Genomic DNA, 18,851 nt, shown 5'->3' with positions numbered 1-18,851 from the left:
ACCACTTTAGTATATCACAAAAAGAGCTCGATTTCTCAAGCTCTTTTCTTCTATATACTTACTCTGCTTTTAAGAGAGGTTCAAAGATTGATACCAGACCAAAGAAGGCGATGAAGATAAGGGTAATAGTGGCACTAGCAGGTGTTTCCCAATAATAGGAAATAAAAATACCAGAGAGCATGCCAACCAAACCAATACCAATAGCCCAAAAAATGACAGATTTAAAGGTTTGACCTATTTTCATACCAATAGCTGCTGGAAGAATCATGATGGTAGAAACTAAAAGTGATCCTGCTGCTGGAATCATCAGAGCAATCGCTATACCTGTCACAATATTGAAGAGAAGCGACATGAGACGTACTGGCAAGCCATCTACATGAGCAGTGTCCTCGTCAAAGGTCAAAAGATACATAGGACGAATAAATAGTAGCGTCAAGACCAGTACAATAGCCGCAATCACAAAGAGGGCATGAACCTGCTCAGAGCTAATCGTGATGATAGAACCAAAAAGATAGCTATCCAGACTCATGCTACTGCTACCCGCCTTGTTACTAAGAATAAGAGCCACTGCCAATCCCATTGACATGAGGATAGCCGTTGAAATCTCCATATAATGCTTGTAACTGACCCTGAGATATTCCAAGACCAAAGCGGCAATAACCACAACCACAAGGGTCATCCAAGTGGTTGATTGTCCCAAGAAAATCCCAACAGCCACCCCAGCTAGGGACACGTGACTCAACGTATCACTCATCAAGCTCTGACGACGAAGAATTAAGAAGAGCCCCAAAATTGGCGAAAAGATACTAATAGCAATCACGGCGAGAATAGCACGTTGCATAAAATCATAGGCTAATAATTCACTAATCATGTTTGTGCTCCTCTCCATCCTTTTCATGGACGTTGAAACAACGCCAAGGCAATTTCTGGTTACGAACCAGATGAATATTACGGTCTGTGTACTCCTTGACTTCCTCTGGGTCGTGGGTAATCATCAAGACAGACTTGCCATGCTTATGGGCAGAGTGGTGCATGAGTTCATAGAAGGTATTGGCTGTTCCTGCATCCATCCCTGTCGTTGGTTCATCCAAAACAAAGATATCAGGATCTGAAGCAAAGATACGCGCAATAACAGCACGCTGCTTTTGGCCACCTGAGAGATGTCCAATCTGCTTGTGACGATTTTCCCACATACCAACAGACTCTAGGGCACGTTGAACATGCTCCAAGTCGTGTTTCGTCAAACGACGGAACCAGCCCTGACGAGGATAACGGCCAGACTTAACAAACTCGTATACCGTGCTTGGAAAACCTGCATTAAAGCTGGCAATCTGCTGTGGAAGATAGGCCATACGAAGCTTTTTACCATCTTTGTTAATATCAGAAATCGTCACAGTCCCTTTCTTAGGCTTGAGAATTCCTAGGGTAGCCTTAATAAGCGTTGACTTGGCAGCTCCATTTTCCCCAGTCAGGGTCACAAACTCCCCAGAATCCAAATGATAGTGAATATTGTCCAGAACGGGCTCCGCATCATACTGGAAGCTCAGTCCTTCAACTGTAATATAACGCATCTTATTCCTCGATTTTTTCTGCTAATGTTGTCAAGAAACGTCCAATAACCTGACGCTCTTGATTATCGAACTGATCCAATACAGACCGATAAACCCCCAAGGTCTCTTGGTGGTGTTCCTCATGCTCTCGGGCTATGGGTTGAGCTTCTTGTGTCAAGACAAAGTAGGTCACGCGCCCATCATCCTTGTCTTTCTTAGCCTCCAACATGCCCTCTTTGACCAAGGTTTTTACCGCCTTGGTAACAGCAGCCTGACTGACATTGAGAGTCTTAGCCAACTCAGAATTAGTCTTTCGCCCCTCAGACAAAAGCATGAGAATATGCTCCTGGGTGTTGGTCAACTTAACCTGACTACGGCACTGACCAATAAGGAGCTCATGCTGATTCTCAGCCTTAAGCAAAATTTGGTTAATCAATTGATTGACTTGTTCTTCTAGTTCTAGCATTTCTTTCTCCATTTACTTAACCAGTTAATTATATCGAAAACACAGAGGTTTTGCAAGGGAAGACCTAGAAAAAGATTAGCAGTTCGCTGTCATCAATATCAGGGAAGAATAAGAGTAAAATAAAAACCTAACCAAGTTGGTCAAGTTTTCATTATGTATATACATTTATCGCAAAGTCGCAAATATTTCTTCGACCTGAGCAACAGACTCGGCACGTGAGACTTCGCCACGAACCTTAGCTGCTCCTGCTGTTCCACGAAGATAGTGTGGTGCCAGACCACGGAATTCACGAACAGCAATCTTTTCACCTTTAAGGTCCACCAAACGTTTGAGGTGGTCTTCAGCGATGTCCAGCTTCTTATCAAATGGAAGCTCTGGCAATTCCTCTCCCGTTTCGAAGAAGTGATTGATTTGCGTGAAGATGTATGGGTTGTTCATAGCTGCACGCCCCACCATAACCGCATCTACACCAAGTTCTTCAATCATGAGTTTAGCGTCTTGAACGCTACGAACATCACCATTTCCGATAAATGGAATCTTAGTAATAGCTTTAGCAACACGAGCCAGCGTCTCATGGTCACAGTGACCAGTATACATTTGTTCACGGGTACGACCGTGCATAGCAAGAGCAGAAACACCTGCAGACTCAGCTGCAAGAGCGTTTTCCACAGCCAAATCACTGTCTGACCAACCCGTACGCATCTTAACAGTCAAAGGAATATCAAGTACTGACGTTACTTCCTTGACAATGTGGTAAATCTTATCTGGATCCTTGAGCCACTTGGCACCAGCTTCATTTTTGACTACCTTATTGACCGGACAACCCATGTTGATATCAACGATATCAGCCTTCGTATTGGTCTGGATAAAGTCGGCTGCTCGCTTCAAGCCTTCAGCATCACCACCGAAAAGCTGGATAGACATTGGATGTTCATTCTCATCGATGTGAAGCATGTGAAGAGTTTTCTCATTATTGTAGAGGAGACCTTTTTCAGAAATCATCTCCATCACCACAAGACCAGCACCAAACTCTTTTGCAATGGTACGAAAGGCAGAGTTGGTCACGCCTGCCATAGGAGCTAGGACTGTTCGGTGAGGGATCTCTACATTTCCAATCATGAAGGACGAATTAAGTTTAGTCATTGATGAGTTCCTCCAAGTCAGCTTCTGAAAATTCATACTTGTTTTGGCAGAATTGGCAGATGATTTCAGCACCGTGATCTTCATCTTTAATAGCTTGAAGTTCATCCTTACCAAGCGTCAAGAGGGCATTTTCAAAGCGTTCACGTGAGCAATCACAGTCAAAACTCAGCTCCTCTTCAGACAAACGTTTGAAAGGCTCATCCCCATAAATAGCATTCAAGAGAGCTTCGATATGGTCATCAGACTCCAAAAGCGTTGAAATGGCTGGCATCTCTTGGATGCGTTTTTCGTAACGAGCGACTTCTTCCTCGCTAGCCCCTGGCAAGACCTGAAGCATGAAACCACCAGCAACCTTAACCTTATCCTCTTCGTCAAGAAGTACATTAAGACCAACAGCAGATGGTGTTTGCTCAGATTCTGTCAAATAGTAGGCAAAGTCTTCACCGATTTCACCAGAAATAAGTGGTGTTGATGACGTGTAAGGATTACCAGTTCCATAATCGATGATTGAGACAAACTGCCCTTGACCCATGAAAGGACCCACCAAAACTTCACCAGTCGCTGTTTTCTTGATGTCCACACCTGGATTTTGGATGTAGCCCTTAACATGTCCTTTGGTATCAGCTACAGAGATGATATGACCAAAAGAGCTGTTTCCGATAACCTTAACTGTAATTTTGCTTTCACCCTTTTGGTTAGCAGCCAAGATTTGATTGGCAATAAGAGTACGCCCCAAAGCAACTGTTGATGATGATAATGTATTGTGTTTTTCTTGTGCGGTTCTAACTGTTTCAGTGCTATCAAGAACATAAGCACGGAAAGAACCTGATTCTGAAATTGTTTTAATTAATTTATCCATAGTGTCTCTATTATAACACAAAAAAGAGGGTGGAAAAGTCGTAAACGCTTGGCGTTTCCTCTCCCACTCTCTCTAGCAAATTACCATGAAAACTCGGACAGTTTAGCTTTCCAGTCCATTATTTGGCGATTATCAAGCTGATGTTTTTCTTTTATTAATGGCGGCAAATTCTCCAAATACTCAATATAGATGCTGACAAGGAGATTATAGTCATTAGTCGTCAAACGTTTGAGTTGACTATGAATGAAGGCTGTCGCCTGATCATACTGTTCATGGATCAACAAGTCGTCAATATAGTCATTACCATCAATAGTGTGACCTTGCTCGTCCTCCACCTGACCTAAATCAATGTCTAAAGTCTCAAATTTAAAAGCCTTACTGACCACATTAGCTGTTCCTCGAATTTGATTGAGTAGCCAGTCACTGTTATACACTCCCATATTAGTCCCCTCCATTACTTGCTATTCAAATCTATTATATCTTTTTAAATAAAAGTTGTAAACGCTTTCTACACTTTGCAATTACTCTGTTCCTAACAGTTATCTATAGCCCATCTCCTGATTTTTCAGGCAAGACAAAAAGGACCATCTGGTCCCTTTAGATTATCAGAGTTTTTACCCAACTGATCCTTCCATTTCATAACTAATCAAGCGGTTAAGCTCAACGGCATATTCCATTGGAAGTTCTTTGGTGAATGGTTCCACAAATCCCATAACAATCATCTCTGTTGCTTCTTGTTCTGAAAGTCCACGACTCATGAGGTAGTAGAGTTGCTCTTCAGAAATCTTAGAAACTTTAGCTTCGTGTTCAAGGGCAACTTGTGAGTTGTGGATTTCGTTGAATGGGATAGTGTCTGATTTAGACAAGTCATCCATCAAGATGGTATCACATTCGATGTGAGATACCGATTTCTTAGAATCCTTGTTGAATGTGACTTGTCCACGGTAGTCAACCTTACCACCATTACGAGCAATTGATTTAGAGACAATAGATGATGATGTATGCGGTGCATTGTGAATCATCTTAGCCCCTGTATCTTGGTGTTGACCAGCATTGGCAAAGGCAATTGAAAGCATAGTACCACGTGCACCTTCGCCATCAAGGTAAACAGAAGGGTACTTCATGGTTACTTCAGCACCCAGGTTACCATCAATCCACTCAACAGTTGCGTTTTTCTTAGCCGTAGCACGTTTAGTTACCAAGTTGTAGACGCTATCTGACCAGTTTTGGATAGTTGAGTAGCGCATGTAGGCACCATCAAGTGCAAAGATTTCAACGATAGCCGCATGAAGGCTGGCAGTTGTGTAAGTTGGCGCTGTACATCCTTCAACATAGTGAACGCTGGCACCTTCATCAACGATGATAAGAGTACGTTCAAACTGAGCAGTTGCTTCGTTATTGATACGGAAGTAGGTTTGAAGCGGAATATCCACCTTAACGCCTTTAGGTACATAGATAAAGGTACCACCTGACCAGAAGGCTGAGTTAAGGGCTGCAAATTTATTATCTGTTGGCGGAACCAGTTTTGAGAAGTACTTCTTGAAGAGTTCTGGATGCTCTTTAAGAGCTGAATCCGTATCTGTAAAGATAATCCCCAACTTGTCGTACTCTTCTTTCATATTGTGGTAAACCACTTCTGATTCATACTGAGCTGAGGCTCCAGCAAGATAAGCACGCTCTGCTTCTGGGATACCAATACGTTCAAAAGTTTCCTTAATTTTCTCAGGAACATCTTCCCAGTCACGAGCAGGTTTGTCTGATGCCTTTTGGAAATAAGTCAGGTCATCAAAGTTAATACCAGAAAGGTCTGGTCCCCACTCTTGCATAGCCATTTTGTTAAAGGTTTCCAATGATTTTAAGCGGAATTCAAGCATCCACTCAGGTTCCCCCTTTTCAGCAGACATGGCACGGACCACGTCCTCACTGATCCCTTTTCCTGTTGAAAAGACTGGTGTCACATCGTCATGGAAACCATATTTATATTCTCCCAAATCAATGGGTTTTGGTTCTACTTTTTCATTTGTTTCAGTCATAGTATTTTCCTTTATTAAAGGTTTGATTCGTTTTCCTTTTTGCTTGGGCAAGGAGACTAACTGCTCCCTGACTTCCTAAAGCTCGCTTCTCTCTATGGCTTTTTTGAGCGCATTCCAAGAGAGTGTTGCACATTTGATACGTTGTGGAAATTTAGAAACCCCCGCCAAGAGCTTGGCTTCGCCCAGCTTATCTTCATCTTTATGATCTCCTTGAATCATAAGAGAGAAAATCTCCGCTAGTTCCAAAGCCTCGGCCTTGGTTTTTCCAATAACTGCATCCGTCATCATACTTGATGAAGCTGTAGAAATGGTACAACCATCACCAGCAAAGGCAATGTCTTCAATCACGTCACCATCAAATTTAACTGACAGATTGATAACATCTCCACAAGTCGGATTATTCAGTTGAAGTTGCTCCACATCAGGTAGGACACCATGATGGTGAGGGCTCTTAGAGTGATCGGCCACAACAGCCATATATAAACTATCTAGTCTAGAGAGTGCCATTGAAAAACTCCTTCGTCGCAAGAATTGCCTCTACAAGTTTGTCGCAATCCTCTTTAGTATTATAAATATAGAAGCTAGCTCGGGCAGCTGATGAGATTCCTAAATGATTAATTAAAGGCTGAGCACAGTGGTGACCCGCACGCACTGCCACTCCTTCATAGTCAAGAGCGGTCGCCACATCATGAGGGTGAAGCCCATCAATATTAAAGGCAACAACACCTGCATGCCGACTAGGATCTTCTGGACCGTAGACTGTCAGACCATCAATCGCCTGAAGCTTAGGCAAAACATAGTCTACTAATTCTTGCTCGTAAGCATGAATATTTTCCATACCTAAAGCAGAGAGGTAGTCCACAGCAGCACCAAGAGCAATAGCCCCCGCAATGTTAGGTGTACCAGCCTCAAATTTCCAAGGCAATTCCTTCCAAGTGGCTTCCTGTTCGTAAACAAAATCAATCATCTCACCACCGAATTCAATAGGATTCATCTGGTTAAGAATCTCTTCCTTGCCATAAAGAACCCCAATCCCTGTTGGACCTAACATCTTATGTCCAGAAAGGGTGAAGAAATCACAATCCAAATCCTGAACATCAATGGCCATGTGGGGCGCCGATTGGGCACCATCCACCACCATATAGGCACCAACTTGGTGGGCGAGCTTGGCAATTTCTTTGACAGGATTGATGCAGCCTAAAACGTTAGAGACCTGAGCTAGACTGACAAATTTTGTCTTTTCAGTAATCTTGTTAGCCAAATCTTCCATATCCAATTGGCCATCTTTCAAGTAGGCATAAACAAGTTTTGCCCCCGTCTTCTTACAAGCTTCCTGCCAAGGAATGATATTTGAGTGGTGTTCCATAATTGAAATAACCACCTCATCTCCTGGCTCAAGAACCTGCTCTGCAAAACGACCAATCCAGTTAAGACCAGTTGTCGTTCCACGTGTAAAGAGGACCTCTTTGGTTGATTTAGCATTGATAAACTGACGAAGCTTTTCACGACTAGCTTCGTAAGCAGCTGTTGCACGCTCAGCCAAAGTATGCACACCACGGTGAACATTGGCATTGTCCTCATGATAGTAGGCCATGAGAGTGTCCAAAACTACTTGGGGCTTCTGGGTCGTTGCTGCATTATCCAAGTATACCAAAGGTTCATCATTAACTACCTGATCTAAAATGGCAAAATCTTGTCGAATCTTATAGGCATCTAAAGCTGACATCTTATCTCCCTATCTAGATATATCATAGGTTAGACTATCTGCGTCGATAGTTCCTAACGTTTGTTTAGTTTTGTATCAGTTACAGAAATCATTTCATCGCGCACTTCTTTAACTGGGATTTCAGTAATAACTGCTCCTAAGAAACCGCGAATAACCAAACGTTCTGCAGTGTCTTGATCAAGTCCACGACTCATGAGGTAATACATATCCTCTGGATCTACCTGACCGATTGAAGCAGCATGTCCTGCTGTAACTTCATTTTCGTCAATCAAGAGGATTGGGTTCGCATCTGAACGTGCCTTGTCAGAAAGCATAAGCACACGGCTTTCTTGTTGTGCATCAGCACCCTTAGCACCTTTGACAATGTGACCAATACCATTGAAAGTCAAAGTACCACGTTCCAAGATAACACCGTGTTGGAGGATATGTCCCACAGAGTTGTTACCATAGTTAGTCACACGAGTATCAATCCCTTGAACCTGACGACCTGATGAAAGACCAATAACTTTAAGGTTGGCATGACTTCCATTACCAATCAAGTCACTATCAAAGTCAGCAATAACATTGCCCTCGTTCATAATCCCGAGAGCCCAGTCAATGCTGGCATCACGACCGATACGACCACGACGACTAATATAAGTTGTGACATTTTCACCCAAACGGTCAATAGCCGCAAACTTAACTTGTGCACCGTCTTGAGCAATGACTTCAACCGAAATGTTGGCACTAGCTTTTTCAGTCGCTTCACCTAGCGTTTCAAAACGCTCAAGGTAAGTCAATTTACTGTTTTTACCCGCCACGATCAAAACGTGTTTGTTAAATGGAACATTTGAAGTTCCATCTTGGTAAAAATAGCTTTCAACTGGCAAGTCAATTTCAACATTATCTGGTACATAAAGGACTGCTGCACTATTGAAGTAGGCATAGTTATAAGCTGCCAATTTGTCCTCATCATAGGCTACAGCCTTACCAAAGAAGGCTTCAACGACTTCTGGGATTTCCTCAAGAGCAGTCGTAAGGTCTGTAAAGACCACACCTTGGCTAATCAAGTCGGCTGGCAATTGTTCAAGTACAGTATTTGTTCCTACTTGGACCAATTTAGGGTTGTTTCCAAGCGCTGTAAAATCAGGCACATTTGCTGATGGTTCATTTTCAGTAATCGTTCCATCACCGAGATTCCAACGGTGGAATTTAACACGCTCAATTTTTGGAAGAGCCAAACTTTCAAGCTTATCAAAGGCTGCTTGACGAAGGTCTTGCAACCAAAGTGGCTCTGCTTTTGCTTGTGAAAAAGCGATAATAGATTCTTTTGACATAGGTTACTCCTTTTCTAGTTATTTCGAGTAACAGACTTACGCTTCTTCGTGGTACTCGTAACCGAGCTCTTCAGCGATTTTCGCATAACCTTCTTGCTCAAGACGAGCAGCCAATTCAGGACCGCCTGAAAGAACCACTTTACCTTCCATCATTACGTGTACAACATCTGGAGTGATGTAGTTCAAAAGACGTTGGTAGTGAGTGATAATCATAGCACCGAAGCCTTCGCCACGCATAGCGTTAACCCCTTTTGAAACCACTTTAAGGGCATCGATATCAAGACCTGAGTCAATCTCATCGAGAAGAGCAAACTTAGGTTCCAACATGAGCAATTGAAGGATTTCGTTACGCTTTTTCTCACCACCTGAGAAACCTTCATTAAGGTAACGCTCAGCCATTTCTTCACGCATACCAAGCAATTCCATCTTTTCATCCAATTTAGTGATGAAATCAAGAACAGAAATCTTTTCGTCATCTTCTTTACCAGCGTTCATAGCCGCACGGATGAACTCAGCATTTGTGATTCCTGGGATTTCAGCTGGGTATTGCATAGCAAGGAAAAGACCTAGGCGTGCACGTTCGTCAACTTCCAAATCAAGGATGCTTTCGCCATCAAAAAGGATGTCCCCTTCTGTGATTTCATAGTTTGGGTTACCCATGATAGCAGCTGAAAGGGTAGATTTACCAGTTCCGTTAGGACCCATGATAGCAGCAATCTCACCAGTTTTAAGAGTCAAATTAAGACCCTTCAAGATTTCTTTATCTTCAACAGAAACATGAAGATTTTTGATTTCAAGTACAGACATTGTATACTCCTTTTTCATATATACAGCGAGCACTTGCTCGCTAATTTGCATTATTTTTTTGAAAATAGTCTTGCTATTTTCTGGAAAATAAAAAGAGAACTTCCATTTTCCTTAATTAGAATCATTATAACAAAAAAGCCATTACTTGGCTTTTCAAATGTTTAATTTTTTCGCCCTTGCTTCCATTTTAACATGGTTGCTTGGCGATAATCACTATTCCCGATAAATTTTAGGAAATTGAAGAGAGGTGTTCGACCAACGCCCCAAATCTCAAGCCCTTCAATCAGAATTTCCATTCCCAAAAGTAAACTCAAGAGCAAGAGAATACCACCGAGACGACTGGAAACATTTAACAAGAGGGCAATCAATGAAAAGAGAATAGCGATGGCATAAACCACCAGAACCGCTCCTCGATGAGTGAAGCCCATGGCTAGAAGGCGATGATGTAAGTGCATCTTGTCAGCCTCCATGGCTGGGCGCCCTGACAACTTACGGCGGACAATGGCTACCACTGTGTCAACAATAGGCACTCCAAGGATAATAACAGGTGACAAAATAGCCACTGCAGTTGCATTTTTCAATCCTTGCAATGACAAGACACCAATCATAAAGCCAATAAAAAGCGCCCCCGTATCACCTAGATAGATAATCGCTGGATGATAATTGTAAGGGAAGAAGCCCATAATGGCAGCCACCAAGACAAAGATGGTCATGGTCAAGAAAATATCAGTATCATAGAGGAAGAAATAAGAAATCACCCCCATAGTCATAAGGGAAATGATAGAAACTCCTCCAACCAAGCCATCCAAACCATCAATCAGATTAATGGCATTGGTGATGGCCGCAATCCATAACACCGTTAAAATCAAGGTCAGGACTGGCCCAAAATGAATCATGGGACCACCAAATGGAATCTTAAAGCTATCAAATCGGAAGTCTGTAAAAGCCCAAACGATAACAGCTCCAATAACAATACCAAGCATCTTAGGTAGAGGCTTTAATTCCAAGATATCATCAATGAAGCCCGTCAGAGCTACGACAGATCCCCCCACAACAACCGGCAAGATGTACCTAATGTAAGAAACATGCCAGATATCCTTATGGATAATCATAGGCATAAAGACCAAGGTCGCTAGTACAAAGGCCAACAAAATAGCTAGACCGCCAGCACTAGGCATGGGCTTTTTATTGATACGTCTTGCATTGGGATTGTCAACAGCTCCGACACGTAAGGCCAAAGAGCGTACCAATGGGGTCGTCACAATGGCAATCAAAAAGGTCCCAATCAAAACGAATATATAGTTAATGGTCCAAGGCATGTCTTAGCTCCATTTCGTTGCTTGTAGTACCGGTAAGGCGTCCTCTTCCATCAAGATTGTTGCATGCTCTTGTAGGTAGGCACGTGTTCGGTCTGCTACATTCGCATATTCAAGAAAACGCGCATACATATTGTTCGCGTAATAATCAGGCTCATCAGCCAAGTAAAGAAGGATCGTCATGTAGTAGACATCCCCAAGTTTATAAAGCTCAGAACCTTCAACAGGTATATCCTTCAAACCTTGCGTAAAAGTCACCACTTGATCAAAGTCAGAGAAGGCCAAGACATAGTGGGTATAGTCTTCACGAATATTTTCTTCAGCCACTTCCTTGGTAGGCTCTGTCATAGCCTTATCAACCTCTTCCAAGGTCTTTTCAAGCTCTTCGAGCTTATGGTGTGCTTCGATGTCACCCTTGTCCATAAAGTTACCCTCAAGGGCCTTTAGAAACTCTTCTGGAGAAAGCCCTGAATAGTCATCCATATCTGACAAATCGTTGAAATCAAGGTCTTCCTTAAGATCTGATTTAGTCACAAAGACATCCACACGATCCTTGCGTGGCGTGACACGGAAGCTCAGCATTCCACTATTTTTAAAGTTATCAGGCAAGTCCAACTCATCCATGACAGTATAGAAAAATTCCTCTGTTTTTTCCTGGGGAATCAAGAAATCCTTCAATTCCATACCATGTTCTTCAAGATCTTCCATGGTAATCATGATTTTTAGAGTTGTCTCGCTTATTTGTTTCATTTCCATATGTAAAAAACCTCGCACGAGTAGTTATTTCATTATACTAGAAAAGCCAAGAGATAGCAATTTCTGAGCAAGTTTGAGTCTTATTTTGGAAAGGATTTCTACAAACTTCTTAATACTAACAAAACCTTGTATTTCCCCATTTATACCTGTCATCTATCCTAGATTGGAGTATAATAAAAGTGAAGATATACATGGAGGTGATGACCATGACTGCCTATAAAAAAGGGTGGCTACGAGCTAGCATTGCTGGAGGAATAACGAGTTTATTGACGCTCTTTCTCTACTTATCGGGGCAACCTTATCAAGTAAACAAATCTACTTTTCTTACAGGGCTAATCGTCGCCATCATACTAGCAACTGCACCCATTTACGACGATAACCGTTTATCGCTCAAACAGCAATCACTTCTGCACTTCTCTATCATGTGTGTTACCATCCTTCCAATTCTCTGTTTGTCCGGATGGTATCCCTTGCATAATATCGTGGACTTCTTGAAAATCCTAGCTAGTTTCTTAACTTGTGGACTGGTCCTATGGTTGCTAGCTTACCTTATCTTTGGAAAACTTCTCCACAATTAATCTCTAAACCAGATAAAAAGGACTTCAATCGAAGTCCTTTTCAGTTTACTTAAAAGTAATTATCCGAAAATAAGTTTGACAGCTCCATAAAGAAGCACAATAATACCAAGTACGATACGGTATTTTCCGAAAACTGTGAAATCATGTTTCTTAATGTAATTCATCAAGAAGCGAATCACGAACAAGCTGACAACAAAGGCTGTCACACTAGCTACCAAGAGAATAGCCACTTGTCCACCTGTCAAGGTATTCCCGTCAATGAAATACTTAACCGCCTTAAGGCCACTATAACCAAACATGGTTGGAATACCAAGGAAGAAGGTAAAGTCAGCAGCTACGCTACGACTAGTACCAACGATGATACCCCCAAGAATAGTAGCACCTGAACGGCTTGTCCCTGGAATGATACTCAAGACTTGGAAAAGACCAATATAGAAAGCTGTCTTGTAAGACATACGTGCCAAATCCGTTACCTTAGGTTCTACACGTCGATTGCGGTCCTCAATCCAAATAAAGGCAATCCCGTAGACCACCAACATGATAGCTACTACAAAGAAATTACTGAGATGGGCCTCCATCCAGTCATCTAAAAGTAGACCAAAGAAGGCTGAAGGAATACAGGCAATGACCACCTTGAGCCAAAGTTGCCAAGTCAATTGCACTTCACGTGCTGTCTTACCAGGTTGGAAGGGATTCAAACGTTTAAAGTAAATGACCATAACCGCCAGAATAGCACCAAGTTGGATAACGATATTAAACATATCGATGAAATCTTTACTTTGTCTCAAGTTCAAGAATTCATTCACCAAAATCAAGTGACCTGTAGATGAAATCGGTAGCCACTCAGTGATACCTTCGACAATCCCAAGAAAGACTGCTTTTAGTAATTCAATAATAAATTGTGCCGTTTGCATAATTATCTCCGTTTTAAAATGCTAGCCTCATCACACCAAAAATGATCAAGGCTCCAAATCGTCCTTCCCATTATATCAAATTACAACTTGTATTTGAAGACAATCTTGGTATAGAGATTGTTTTTCTAATCCCAACTTATTGTCATTAATCCTAATTTCCTGTAAAATAGTAAGGTATGACATTTTTATAGGAGACATTGTTTCAATGAAAAGAATTATTGTAGCCTGCTTTGCAGCGCTCCTCCTCGTTTTTGGCGGAGTATCAAGCGCTCAAGCAGACGAGTATCTCCGTGTCGGTATGGAGGCTGCCTATGCACCTTTCAACTGGACGCAGGACGATGACTCAAACGGAGCCGTTCCAATCGAAGGTACTAAACAGTATGCCAACGGTTATGACGTGCAAATCGCTAAAAAAATCGCTGAAGCTCAAGGGAAGAAACCCTTGGTGGTCAAAACCGCTTGGACAGGTTTGATTCCTGCCCTCACTTCCGGCAAGATCGATATGATCATCGCAGGTATGAGTCCAACAGCTGAACGTCGTCAAGAAATCGACTTTTCAGACAGCTACTACCGAAGCGAACCTGTCATGGTTGTCAGCTCAGACGGTGATTATGCCAACGCTAAGAGCCTCAAAGACTTCAAGGATGCTAAAATCACAGCTCAACAAGGGGTTTATCTCTATAATTTGATTGACCAAATCCCAGGTGTCAGCAAACAAACCGCTATGGGAGACTTCGGTGCTATGCGCCAAGCCCTTGCGTCTGGTATCATCGATGGCTATGTTTCAGAGCGTCCTGAAGCCAAAACTGCCGAAGAAGCTAGCTCAAAATATAAGATGATTACGCTTAAAGATGGTGGTTTCCAGGTTTCAGACGATGACGTGTCCTTGGCCGTCGGTCTTCGTAAAGGAGACAGCCAGCAAATGGAACAAGTCAATAAGGTCCTTGCTGGAATCAGCCAAGAGGAACGTGTCAAACTGATGGATCACATCATTGCCATCCAACCTGCAGATAAGACTGATGAGGCTAAAAAAGGAAACTTCTTTAGTCAGATGAGCGCTATCATCGCTAAGAACTGGCCACAATTCTTACGTGGTACAGGAATTACCCTTCTTATCTCAATTATTGGTACAGTTGTGGGTACTTTTATCGGTCTTATGATTGGTGTTTACCGTACAGCTCCTAAAGCTGCTAATAAATTTGTAGCTTTGCTCCAAAAACTCTTTGGTTGGGTTCTTAATGTCTATATCGAAGTTTTCCGCGGTACGCCAATGATTGTACAATCTATGGTTATCTACTACGGTACTGCCCAGGCCTTTGGTATCAACATTGACCGTACCCTAGCAGCTGTCTTCATCGTTTCTATCAACACCGGAGCCTACATGAGTGAAATCGTTCGTGGTGGTATCTTCGCTGTTGATAAAGGACAATTCGAAGCTGCAACTGCTCTTGGATTTACCCATGGTCAAACCATGCGTAAGATTGTTCTTCCACAGGTTATCCGTAATATCTTGCCAGCTACTGGTAATGAGTTCGTTATCAATATCAAGGATACCTCTGTTTTGAACGTTATCTCTGTTGTGGAACTTTACTTCGCAGGTAACACTGTCGCAAGCCAAACTTATCAATACTTCCAAACATTCTTTGTTATCGCAGCAATCTACTTTGTCCTTACCTTCACAGTGACACGCATCTTGCGTTATGTAGAACGCCGTTTGGATCAAGATACTTACACACAAGGAGGGGTTCACTAATGACTGAGACGATTTTAGAAATTAAAAACCTCAAAAAATCATACGGAAAAAATGAAGTCCTCAAAGATATCTCCCTCAGCGTCAAAAAGGGTGAGGTTATCTCAATTATTGGTTCTTCAGGTTCAGGGAAATCAACCTTCCTTCGCTCTATTAACCTACTCGAATCACCTTCAGGTGGTGAAATCCTCTATCATGGGGACAACGTCCTTGAAAAAGGTTACGACCTCACTACCTATCGTGAAAAACTCGGTATGGTTTTCCAATCATTCAACCTCTTTGAAAACCTTAATGTCTTGGAAAATGCTATCGTAGCTCAAACAACCGTTCTAAAACGTGACCGTAAAGAAGCTGAAAGCATCGCCAAAGCTAACTTGGAGAAAGTTGGTATGGGGGAACAATACTGGAAAGCTAAACCAAAACAACTTTCAGGGGGACAAAAACAACGTGTAGCAATTGCTCGTGCCCTCTCTGTTGATCCAGAAGCCATCCTCTTTGACGAACCAACTTCAGCCCTTGACCCAGAAATGGTAGGGGAAGTACTCAAGACTATGCAGGAGCTATCTGGAACTGGTTTGACCATGATTATCGTTACCCATGAAATGGAGTTCGCACGTGACGTTTCAGACCGTGTCATCTTCATGGATAAAGGGGTAATCGCTGAACAAGGTAGCCCAGAACAAATCTTTGAAAATCCTAAAGAAGAACGTACCAAGGAATTCCTCAAACGTTTCTTGGGTTAAAAACAAAAAAGTTAAGGTTTCGGCCTTAACTTTTTTAGATTCTCAGACATATAAAAAAAACGGCAGTTGCCGTTTTTTTGTCTATAATGATTAGTTACGACGTGTACGTCTGTCAACGAAACCAAGGAAGGCCAATAGTGTCATGAAGAGACCTACAAGACTGAATCCTGCTGCAGTTGACTCACCTGTTTCTGGCAAGCTGTCTGCTTCTTGTACAGGAGCTTGTTTCTCAGCTTTTGTTTGACCATAATTTACAGGAACTTGCGCTACAGTTTGAGCTGCCTGTTCTTGTGTTGTGAAAGCAATAACTTTCCCATCTACATCGTAAACAGGTACTGGTGTAAGACCTTTAGATGTAATGTTAGCGAACTCTTTAGCCAATTGTGTTTGAAGCTCTTTGTCTGCCTTAGCTTTCATGTAGTTATCGAAGGCTGTTTGAACAGTCGTGTATTCGCTCGTTAATTTATCACGCTTAGCTGACAATTCAACAAGTTTCGCACGTTCAGTTGAAAGAGCTGCTTTCGCCGCAGTAAGTTTGGCAAAGGCTGTTGCACGTTCTGCTTTAGCCTTAGCTAGGTTAGCTGAAGCATTTGTAAGGGCTGCTACACGGTTCTTAGCAGCAGTCAAGGCTTGGTTAGCTTGTGTCAATGCTACTTGTTTCTTAGCAGTATCTTGCTTAGCAGCGTTGTAGGCATTTGTCAAACGTTGCAAGGTTGCAGAACTTGTCGCAAGTTTATCTTTAGCTGTTTTAAGCTCTGCTTGTTTTTCATCAAGAGTTGCTTGAGCTTTGCTAAGGGCTGCTGCTTTTTCTTGTGCGTTAGCATTAAGGTTTTCAACTGCAGCGTTAGCTTTTTCCAATTCTGATTTAGCAGTTGCAAGGGCTGCTTGTTTTTCAGAAAGGTTATTCTGAGCAGTTGCCAACTTGCTTGCAGTCGCTTTAAGAGCTGCAAGTTCTGACTGAGTATTCTTAAGCTTAAGAGTTGCTGACTCAGAAGCCGCTTTCTTGCTAGCCAAGTCACTTTGAGCTTGATCGTTAGCTTGCTTAGCAGCTTCATAAGCTGCTTTTGCAGCAGCAAGATTTGCATTTGAAGATGATTGAGATTGGTTACCTTCATATGGGTTAGCAATCTTAGTTGTGTCAAAGCTACTATCAGAAGCGATAGAATTTTTATTGACATTGTTTACGTGAACGTTAAAGGCACCGGCAACAACACTGATGTCTGTTCCAATGTAAGACTCACCACCATCTGCTGTAAGTCCAGAGATAGAACGAGCATGGTTCCACTCATTACCGTTAAACATGAAGTCAAGCATAGCTTCATAGACATATTTCTTAATGTCGTTAAGGGTAAATGGTCCTGTCAAACCTTGCCATGTATTAAGGTTTTCACCAATACTTACACTATTAAATGACTTACCAGCACGGTCAAGGGCGGCACTATCATGTCGTTGATGGGTAATAGCTTCCCAACCCCAGTTATCTGCTACATAACCATCTGAAACACGGTCAGCCGCAAGAACACTACCTTTTGAAACAGATGTTTGAGTTGTACCAAAGGCTGTACGAATTTGGTTAATCAAACTTGAAGCATACAATGACAAATCTGTAATTTGAGCTTCACTAAGATTATTCAAATCACTAATTTTAACATTTTTATCCGCTTCATTATCTTGATAACTATTGTTACCACGATCACGTTTATTAACGTTCTTCAAGACTTGTTCAGCTTGAGCTTTTTCTGCTGCGGTCGCTGTTTTAGACTCATGAATCTTAAGAGCATTGACATACTCTTGTGACACTGAGAATTTTTGACGAACATTAGCTGTTGAAGTTGTTGAAGATTCTGCTTTTTTCTTAGCTGCTTCAGCGGCTGCAAGTGCGGCTGCCTTTTCATTAGCTACTGTTTGAGCAGTCTCATAAGCTGCTTTAGCTTGGTTTGCTGCATTTTGGTCTGCAGTCAATTGCCCTTCTTTAGCTGAAATAGCAGTAGCTTTTTCTTTATCAGCTGCCTGAGCGGCTGCCAATTCTTCTTGAGCTTTTTTCTCAGCTGCTGTTGCAGCATCAAAAGCTGATTGCGCTTTAGCTTGGTTAGAAGCTGCCTCAGAAGCACTAGAACCATTAAGAGCTGCTTTAGCGGCATCTACTGATTTTTGAGCATTAGCCACTTCAGTAGCTTTAGCATTGACATTAGCTTGATCTGTATTAACGACAGCTTGCTGTTTGTCTGCTGCATCTTTAGCAGTTTTTTCTGCTGATTGAGCTGTTTCGACTGCTGACTTAGCTTCCTTAGCTGCATTTTCAGCAGTAGTTACTTGACCTTGAGCGGCAGCAATAGTTTCTGGACTTGCTTCATCGGCTGCTGTTTGTGCCTTTTGCAAGTTAGAATCTGCTGTCGCTAGGTTTGCTTGAGCCTGGTTTGCAGCTACTTCATGATTAGCAACAACTGACTCTTGTTGCGATACTGCTTGATTTGCAGCGCTGGCTTCTTCTCTAGCCGCTTCGACTTGGGCTTGAGTTGGGACAGCTTGTGTAGCTGTCGATGATACTGATGCTGTTGTTGAGGCTTGATCGTTTGTCGTTACCTCATCAGCTTTAGCAACTGTAGCAGAAACTGCAAGTGCTGCAATTCCAGCTGTCGCCAAAACCTTTTTATTCATAAGACGAACTCCTTTTTATGTTAAAAATTCACTACTATATAATAACATTTTAATAATCTCGAAACAAGGTGCTGACTCCTAATTTTTAAAATTTAATTATTTTATAAGCTTTCATAGCCTGTTTACAAAAATCATTAAATTGTTAGTCAAAAGTAGAGTTGCTGTTTCAAAGTCCTTTTTTAGTCTTTGATTCTGCCTTATCCTTTTATTCTATCAAAACTTCGTTACAGTTTCTT

At 42.1% G+C, this 18,851-nt stretch carries 18 protein-coding genes; 3 read left to right on the top strand and 15 right to left on the bottom strand.

Annotation, left to right across the window (positions count from 1 at the left end):
* Positions 1-58 precede the first annotated feature (58 nt).
* From H7U04_RS06875 to mecA, 13 genes are all read right to left on the bottom strand, one after another.
* Positions 59-871: a metal ABC transporter permease gene (locus tag H7U04_RS06875; protein ID WP_037600154.1), complete on the bottom strand. Its 813-nt coding sequence runs from the start codon at positions 869-871 to the stop codon at positions 59-61.
* Entirely contained in the window at positions 864-1,571 is a 708-nt protein-coding gene (locus H7U04_RS06870; RefSeq protein ID WP_037600153.1) for a metal ABC transporter ATP-binding protein, read from the bottom strand. Before H7U04_RS06870 ends, H7U04_RS06875 begins: the two co-directional genes overlap by 8 nt.
* Before the next feature lies 1 nt (position 1,572).
* Positions 1,573-2,016 (bottom strand): zinc-dependent MarR family transcriptional regulator, encoded by a 444-nt coding sequence (locus H7U04_RS06865; RefSeq protein ID WP_037600147.1) that lies wholly within the window; start codon positions 2,014-2,016, stop codon positions 1,573-1,575.
* Positions 2,017-2,181: 165 nt separating this feature from the next.
* A complete protein-coding gene (dusB, locus tag H7U04_RS06860; protein WP_002883588.1) occupies positions 2,182-3,159 on the bottom strand; it encodes a tRNA dihydrouridine synthase DusB in 978 nt (325 codons plus the stop codon).
* Positions 3,152-4,018 carry an Hsp33 family molecular chaperone HslO gene (hslO, locus tag H7U04_RS06855; RefSeq protein ID WP_037600144.1) on the bottom strand — a complete coding sequence of 289 codons (867 nt, stop codon included), beginning with the start codon at positions 4,016-4,018 and terminating at the stop codon, positions 3,152-3,154. The genes dusB and hslO overlap by 8 nt, the downstream gene beginning before the upstream one ends.
* An 80-nt stretch (positions 4,019-4,098) precedes the next feature.
* On the bottom strand, positions 4,099-4,458 hold the full coding sequence (locus tag H7U04_RS06850) for a hypothetical protein (protein ID WP_201059455.1): 360 nt from the start codon (positions 4,456-4,458) through the stop codon (positions 4,099-4,101).
* A gap of 174 nt (positions 4,459-4,632) precedes the next feature.
* Positions 4,633-6,051, bottom strand: coding sequence for a Fe-S cluster assembly protein SufB (gene sufB / locus H7U04_RS06845; RefSeq protein WP_002883666.1), 1,419 nt, complete (start codon positions 6,049-6,051; stop codon positions 4,633-4,635).
* 75 nt (positions 6,052-6,126) lie between these two features.
* A complete protein-coding gene (gene sufU / locus H7U04_RS06840; RefSeq protein WP_002883658.1) occupies positions 6,127-6,558 on the bottom strand; it encodes a Fe-S cluster assembly sulfur transfer protein SufU in 432 nt (143 codons plus the stop codon).
* Positions 6,545-7,777: a cysteine desulfurase gene (locus H7U04_RS06835; protein ID WP_201059452.1), complete on the bottom strand. Its 1,233-nt coding sequence runs from the start codon at positions 7,775-7,777 to the stop codon at positions 6,545-6,547. Before H7U04_RS06835 ends, sufU begins: the two co-directional genes overlap by 14 nt.
* 53 nt (positions 7,778-7,830) lie before the next feature.
* Positions 7,831-9,093, bottom strand: a complete 1,263-nt coding sequence (gene sufD, locus H7U04_RS06830; protein WP_048790376.1) for a Fe-S cluster assembly protein SufD — start codon at positions 9,091-9,093, stop codon at positions 7,831-7,833.
* A gap of 36 nt (positions 9,094-9,129) precedes the next feature.
* The gene (gene sufC / locus H7U04_RS06825) at positions 9,130-9,900 is read right to left on the bottom strand and encodes a Fe-S cluster assembly ATPase SufC (protein ID WP_002883600.1); all 771 of its coding nucleotides are present in this window, start codon (positions 9,898-9,900) and stop codon (positions 9,130-9,132) included.
* 161 nt (positions 9,901-10,061) lie between these two features.
* Positions 10,062-11,219, bottom strand: coding sequence for a glycosyltransferase family 4 protein (locus tag H7U04_RS06820; RefSeq protein WP_061652476.1), 1,158 nt, complete (start codon positions 11,217-11,219; stop codon positions 10,062-10,064).
* Between the two features lie 3 nt (positions 11,220-11,222).
* Entirely contained in the window at positions 11,223-11,972 is a 750-nt protein-coding gene (gene mecA / locus H7U04_RS06815) for an adaptor protein MecA (protein ID WP_014633817.1), read from the bottom strand.
* A 206-nt stretch (positions 11,973-12,178) separates the two neighbouring features.
* On the opposite strand from mecA, the gene H7U04_RS06810 reads away from it, so the two are divergent.
* A complete protein-coding gene (locus H7U04_RS06810; protein WP_073689825.1) occupies positions 12,179-12,550 on the top strand; it encodes a DUF3021 family protein in 372 nt (123 codons plus the stop codon).
* A 59-nt stretch (positions 12,551-12,609) separates the two neighbouring features.
* On the opposite strand, the gene H7U04_RS06805 is transcribed toward H7U04_RS06810, so the two are convergent.
* Complete coding sequence (locus tag H7U04_RS06805) at positions 12,610-13,464, bottom strand: undecaprenyl-diphosphate phosphatase (protein WP_002883622.1); 855 nt, start codon at positions 13,462-13,464, stop codon at positions 12,610-12,612.
* Positions 13,465-13,669: 205 nt separating this feature from the next.
* Here H7U04_RS06805 and H7U04_RS06800 point away from each other — a divergent pair, with 205 nt between their 5' ends.
* Complete coding sequence (locus H7U04_RS06800; RefSeq protein ID WP_156685181.1) at positions 13,670-15,217, top strand: ABC transporter substrate-binding protein/permease; 1,548 nt, start codon at positions 13,670-13,672, stop codon at positions 15,215-15,217.
* On the top strand, positions 15,217-15,957 hold the full coding sequence (locus tag H7U04_RS06795; protein WP_073689731.1) for an amino acid ABC transporter ATP-binding protein: 741 nt from the start codon (positions 15,217-15,219) through the stop codon (positions 15,955-15,957). The genes H7U04_RS06800 and H7U04_RS06795 overlap by 1 nt, the downstream gene beginning before the upstream one ends.
* A gap of 90 nt (positions 15,958-16,047) precedes the next feature.
* Here the strand turns inward: H7U04_RS06795 and H7U04_RS06790 are convergent, their stop codons facing one another.
* Positions 16,048-18,615, bottom strand: coding sequence for an SEC10/PgrA surface exclusion domain-containing protein (locus H7U04_RS06790; protein WP_073689730.1), 2,568 nt, complete (start codon positions 18,613-18,615; stop codon positions 16,048-16,050).
* Positions 18,616-18,851: the final 236 nt, after the last annotated feature.

Origin of the sequence: Streptococcus sp. 22.1 (genome assembly GCF_016648645.1) — a bacterium.
Lineage (GTDB): Bacteria > Bacillota > Bacilli > Lactobacillales > Streptococcaceae > Streptococcus.
The sequence above is the reverse complement of the archived record's forward strand: the minus strand, read 5'-3'. Positions and strand labels throughout refer to the sequence as shown.

What these genes read in the sequence shown, in the direction of transcription:
- H7U04_RS06865 (WP_037600147.1), bottom strand. Translation starts at nt 2,016, where the DNA reads ATGCTAGAACTAGAAGAACAAGTCAATCAATTGATTAACCAAATTTTG.
- sufB (WP_002883666.1), bottom strand. Translation starts at nt 6,051, where the DNA reads ATGACTGAAACAAATGAAAAAGTAGAACCAAAACCCATTGATTTGGGA.
- mecA (WP_014633817.1), bottom strand. Translation starts at nt 11,972, where the DNA reads ATGGAAATGAAACAAATAAGCGAGACAACTCTAAAAATCATGATTACC.
- H7U04_RS06850 (WP_201059455.1), bottom strand. Translation starts at nt 4,458, where the DNA reads ATGGGAGTGTATAACAGTGACTGGCTACTCAATCAAATTCGAGGAACA.
- sufC (WP_002883600.1), bottom strand. Translation starts at nt 9,900, where the DNA reads ATGTCTGTACTTGAAATCAAAAATCTTCATGTTTCTGTTGAAGATAAA.
- H7U04_RS06810 (WP_073689825.1), top strand. Translation starts at nt 12,179, where the DNA reads ATGACTGCCTATAAAAAAGGGTGGCTACGAGCTAGCATTGCTGGAGGA.
- hslO (WP_037600144.1), bottom strand. Translation starts at nt 4,018, where the DNA reads ATGGATAAATTAATTAAAACAATTTCAGAATCAGGTTCTTTCCGTGCT.
- H7U04_RS06820 (WP_061652476.1), bottom strand. Translation starts at nt 11,219, where the DNA reads ATGCCTTGGACCATTAACTATATATTCGTTTTGATTGGGACCTTTTTG.
- H7U04_RS06795 (WP_073689731.1), top strand. Translation starts at nt 15,217, where the DNA reads ATGACTGAGACGATTTTAGAAATTAAAAACCTCAAAAAATCATACGGA.
- sufU (WP_002883658.1), bottom strand. Translation starts at nt 6,558, where the DNA reads ATGGCACTCTCTAGACTAGATAGTTTATATATGGCTGTTGTGGCCGAT.
- H7U04_RS06835 (WP_201059452.1), bottom strand. Translation starts at nt 7,777, where the DNA reads ATGTCAGCTTTAGATGCCTATAAGATTCGACAAGATTTTGCCATTTTA.
- H7U04_RS06800 (WP_156685181.1), top strand. Translation starts at nt 13,670, where the DNA reads ATGAAAAGAATTATTGTAGCCTGCTTTGCAGCGCTCCTCCTCGTTTTT.
- H7U04_RS06870 (WP_037600153.1), bottom strand. Translation starts at nt 1,571, where the DNA reads ATGCGTTATATTACAGTTGAAGGACTGAGCTTCCAGTATGATGCGGAG.
- dusB (WP_002883588.1), bottom strand. Translation starts at nt 3,159, where the DNA reads ATGACTAAACTTAATTCGTCCTTCATGATTGGAAATGTAGAGATCCCT.
- H7U04_RS06875 (WP_037600154.1), bottom strand. Translation starts at nt 871, where the DNA reads ATGATTAGTGAATTATTAGCCTATGATTTTATGCAACGTGCTATTCTC.
- H7U04_RS06805 (WP_002883622.1), bottom strand. Translation starts at nt 13,464, where the DNA reads ATGCAAACGGCACAATTTATTATTGAATTACTAAAAGCAGTCTTTCTT.
- sufD (WP_048790376.1), bottom strand. Translation starts at nt 9,093, where the DNA reads ATGTCAAAAGAATCTATTATCGCTTTTTCACAAGCAAAAGCAGAGCCA.
- H7U04_RS06790 (WP_073689730.1), bottom strand. Translation starts at nt 18,615, where the DNA reads ATGAATAAAAAGGTTTTGGCGACAGCTGGAATTGCAGCACTTGCAGTT.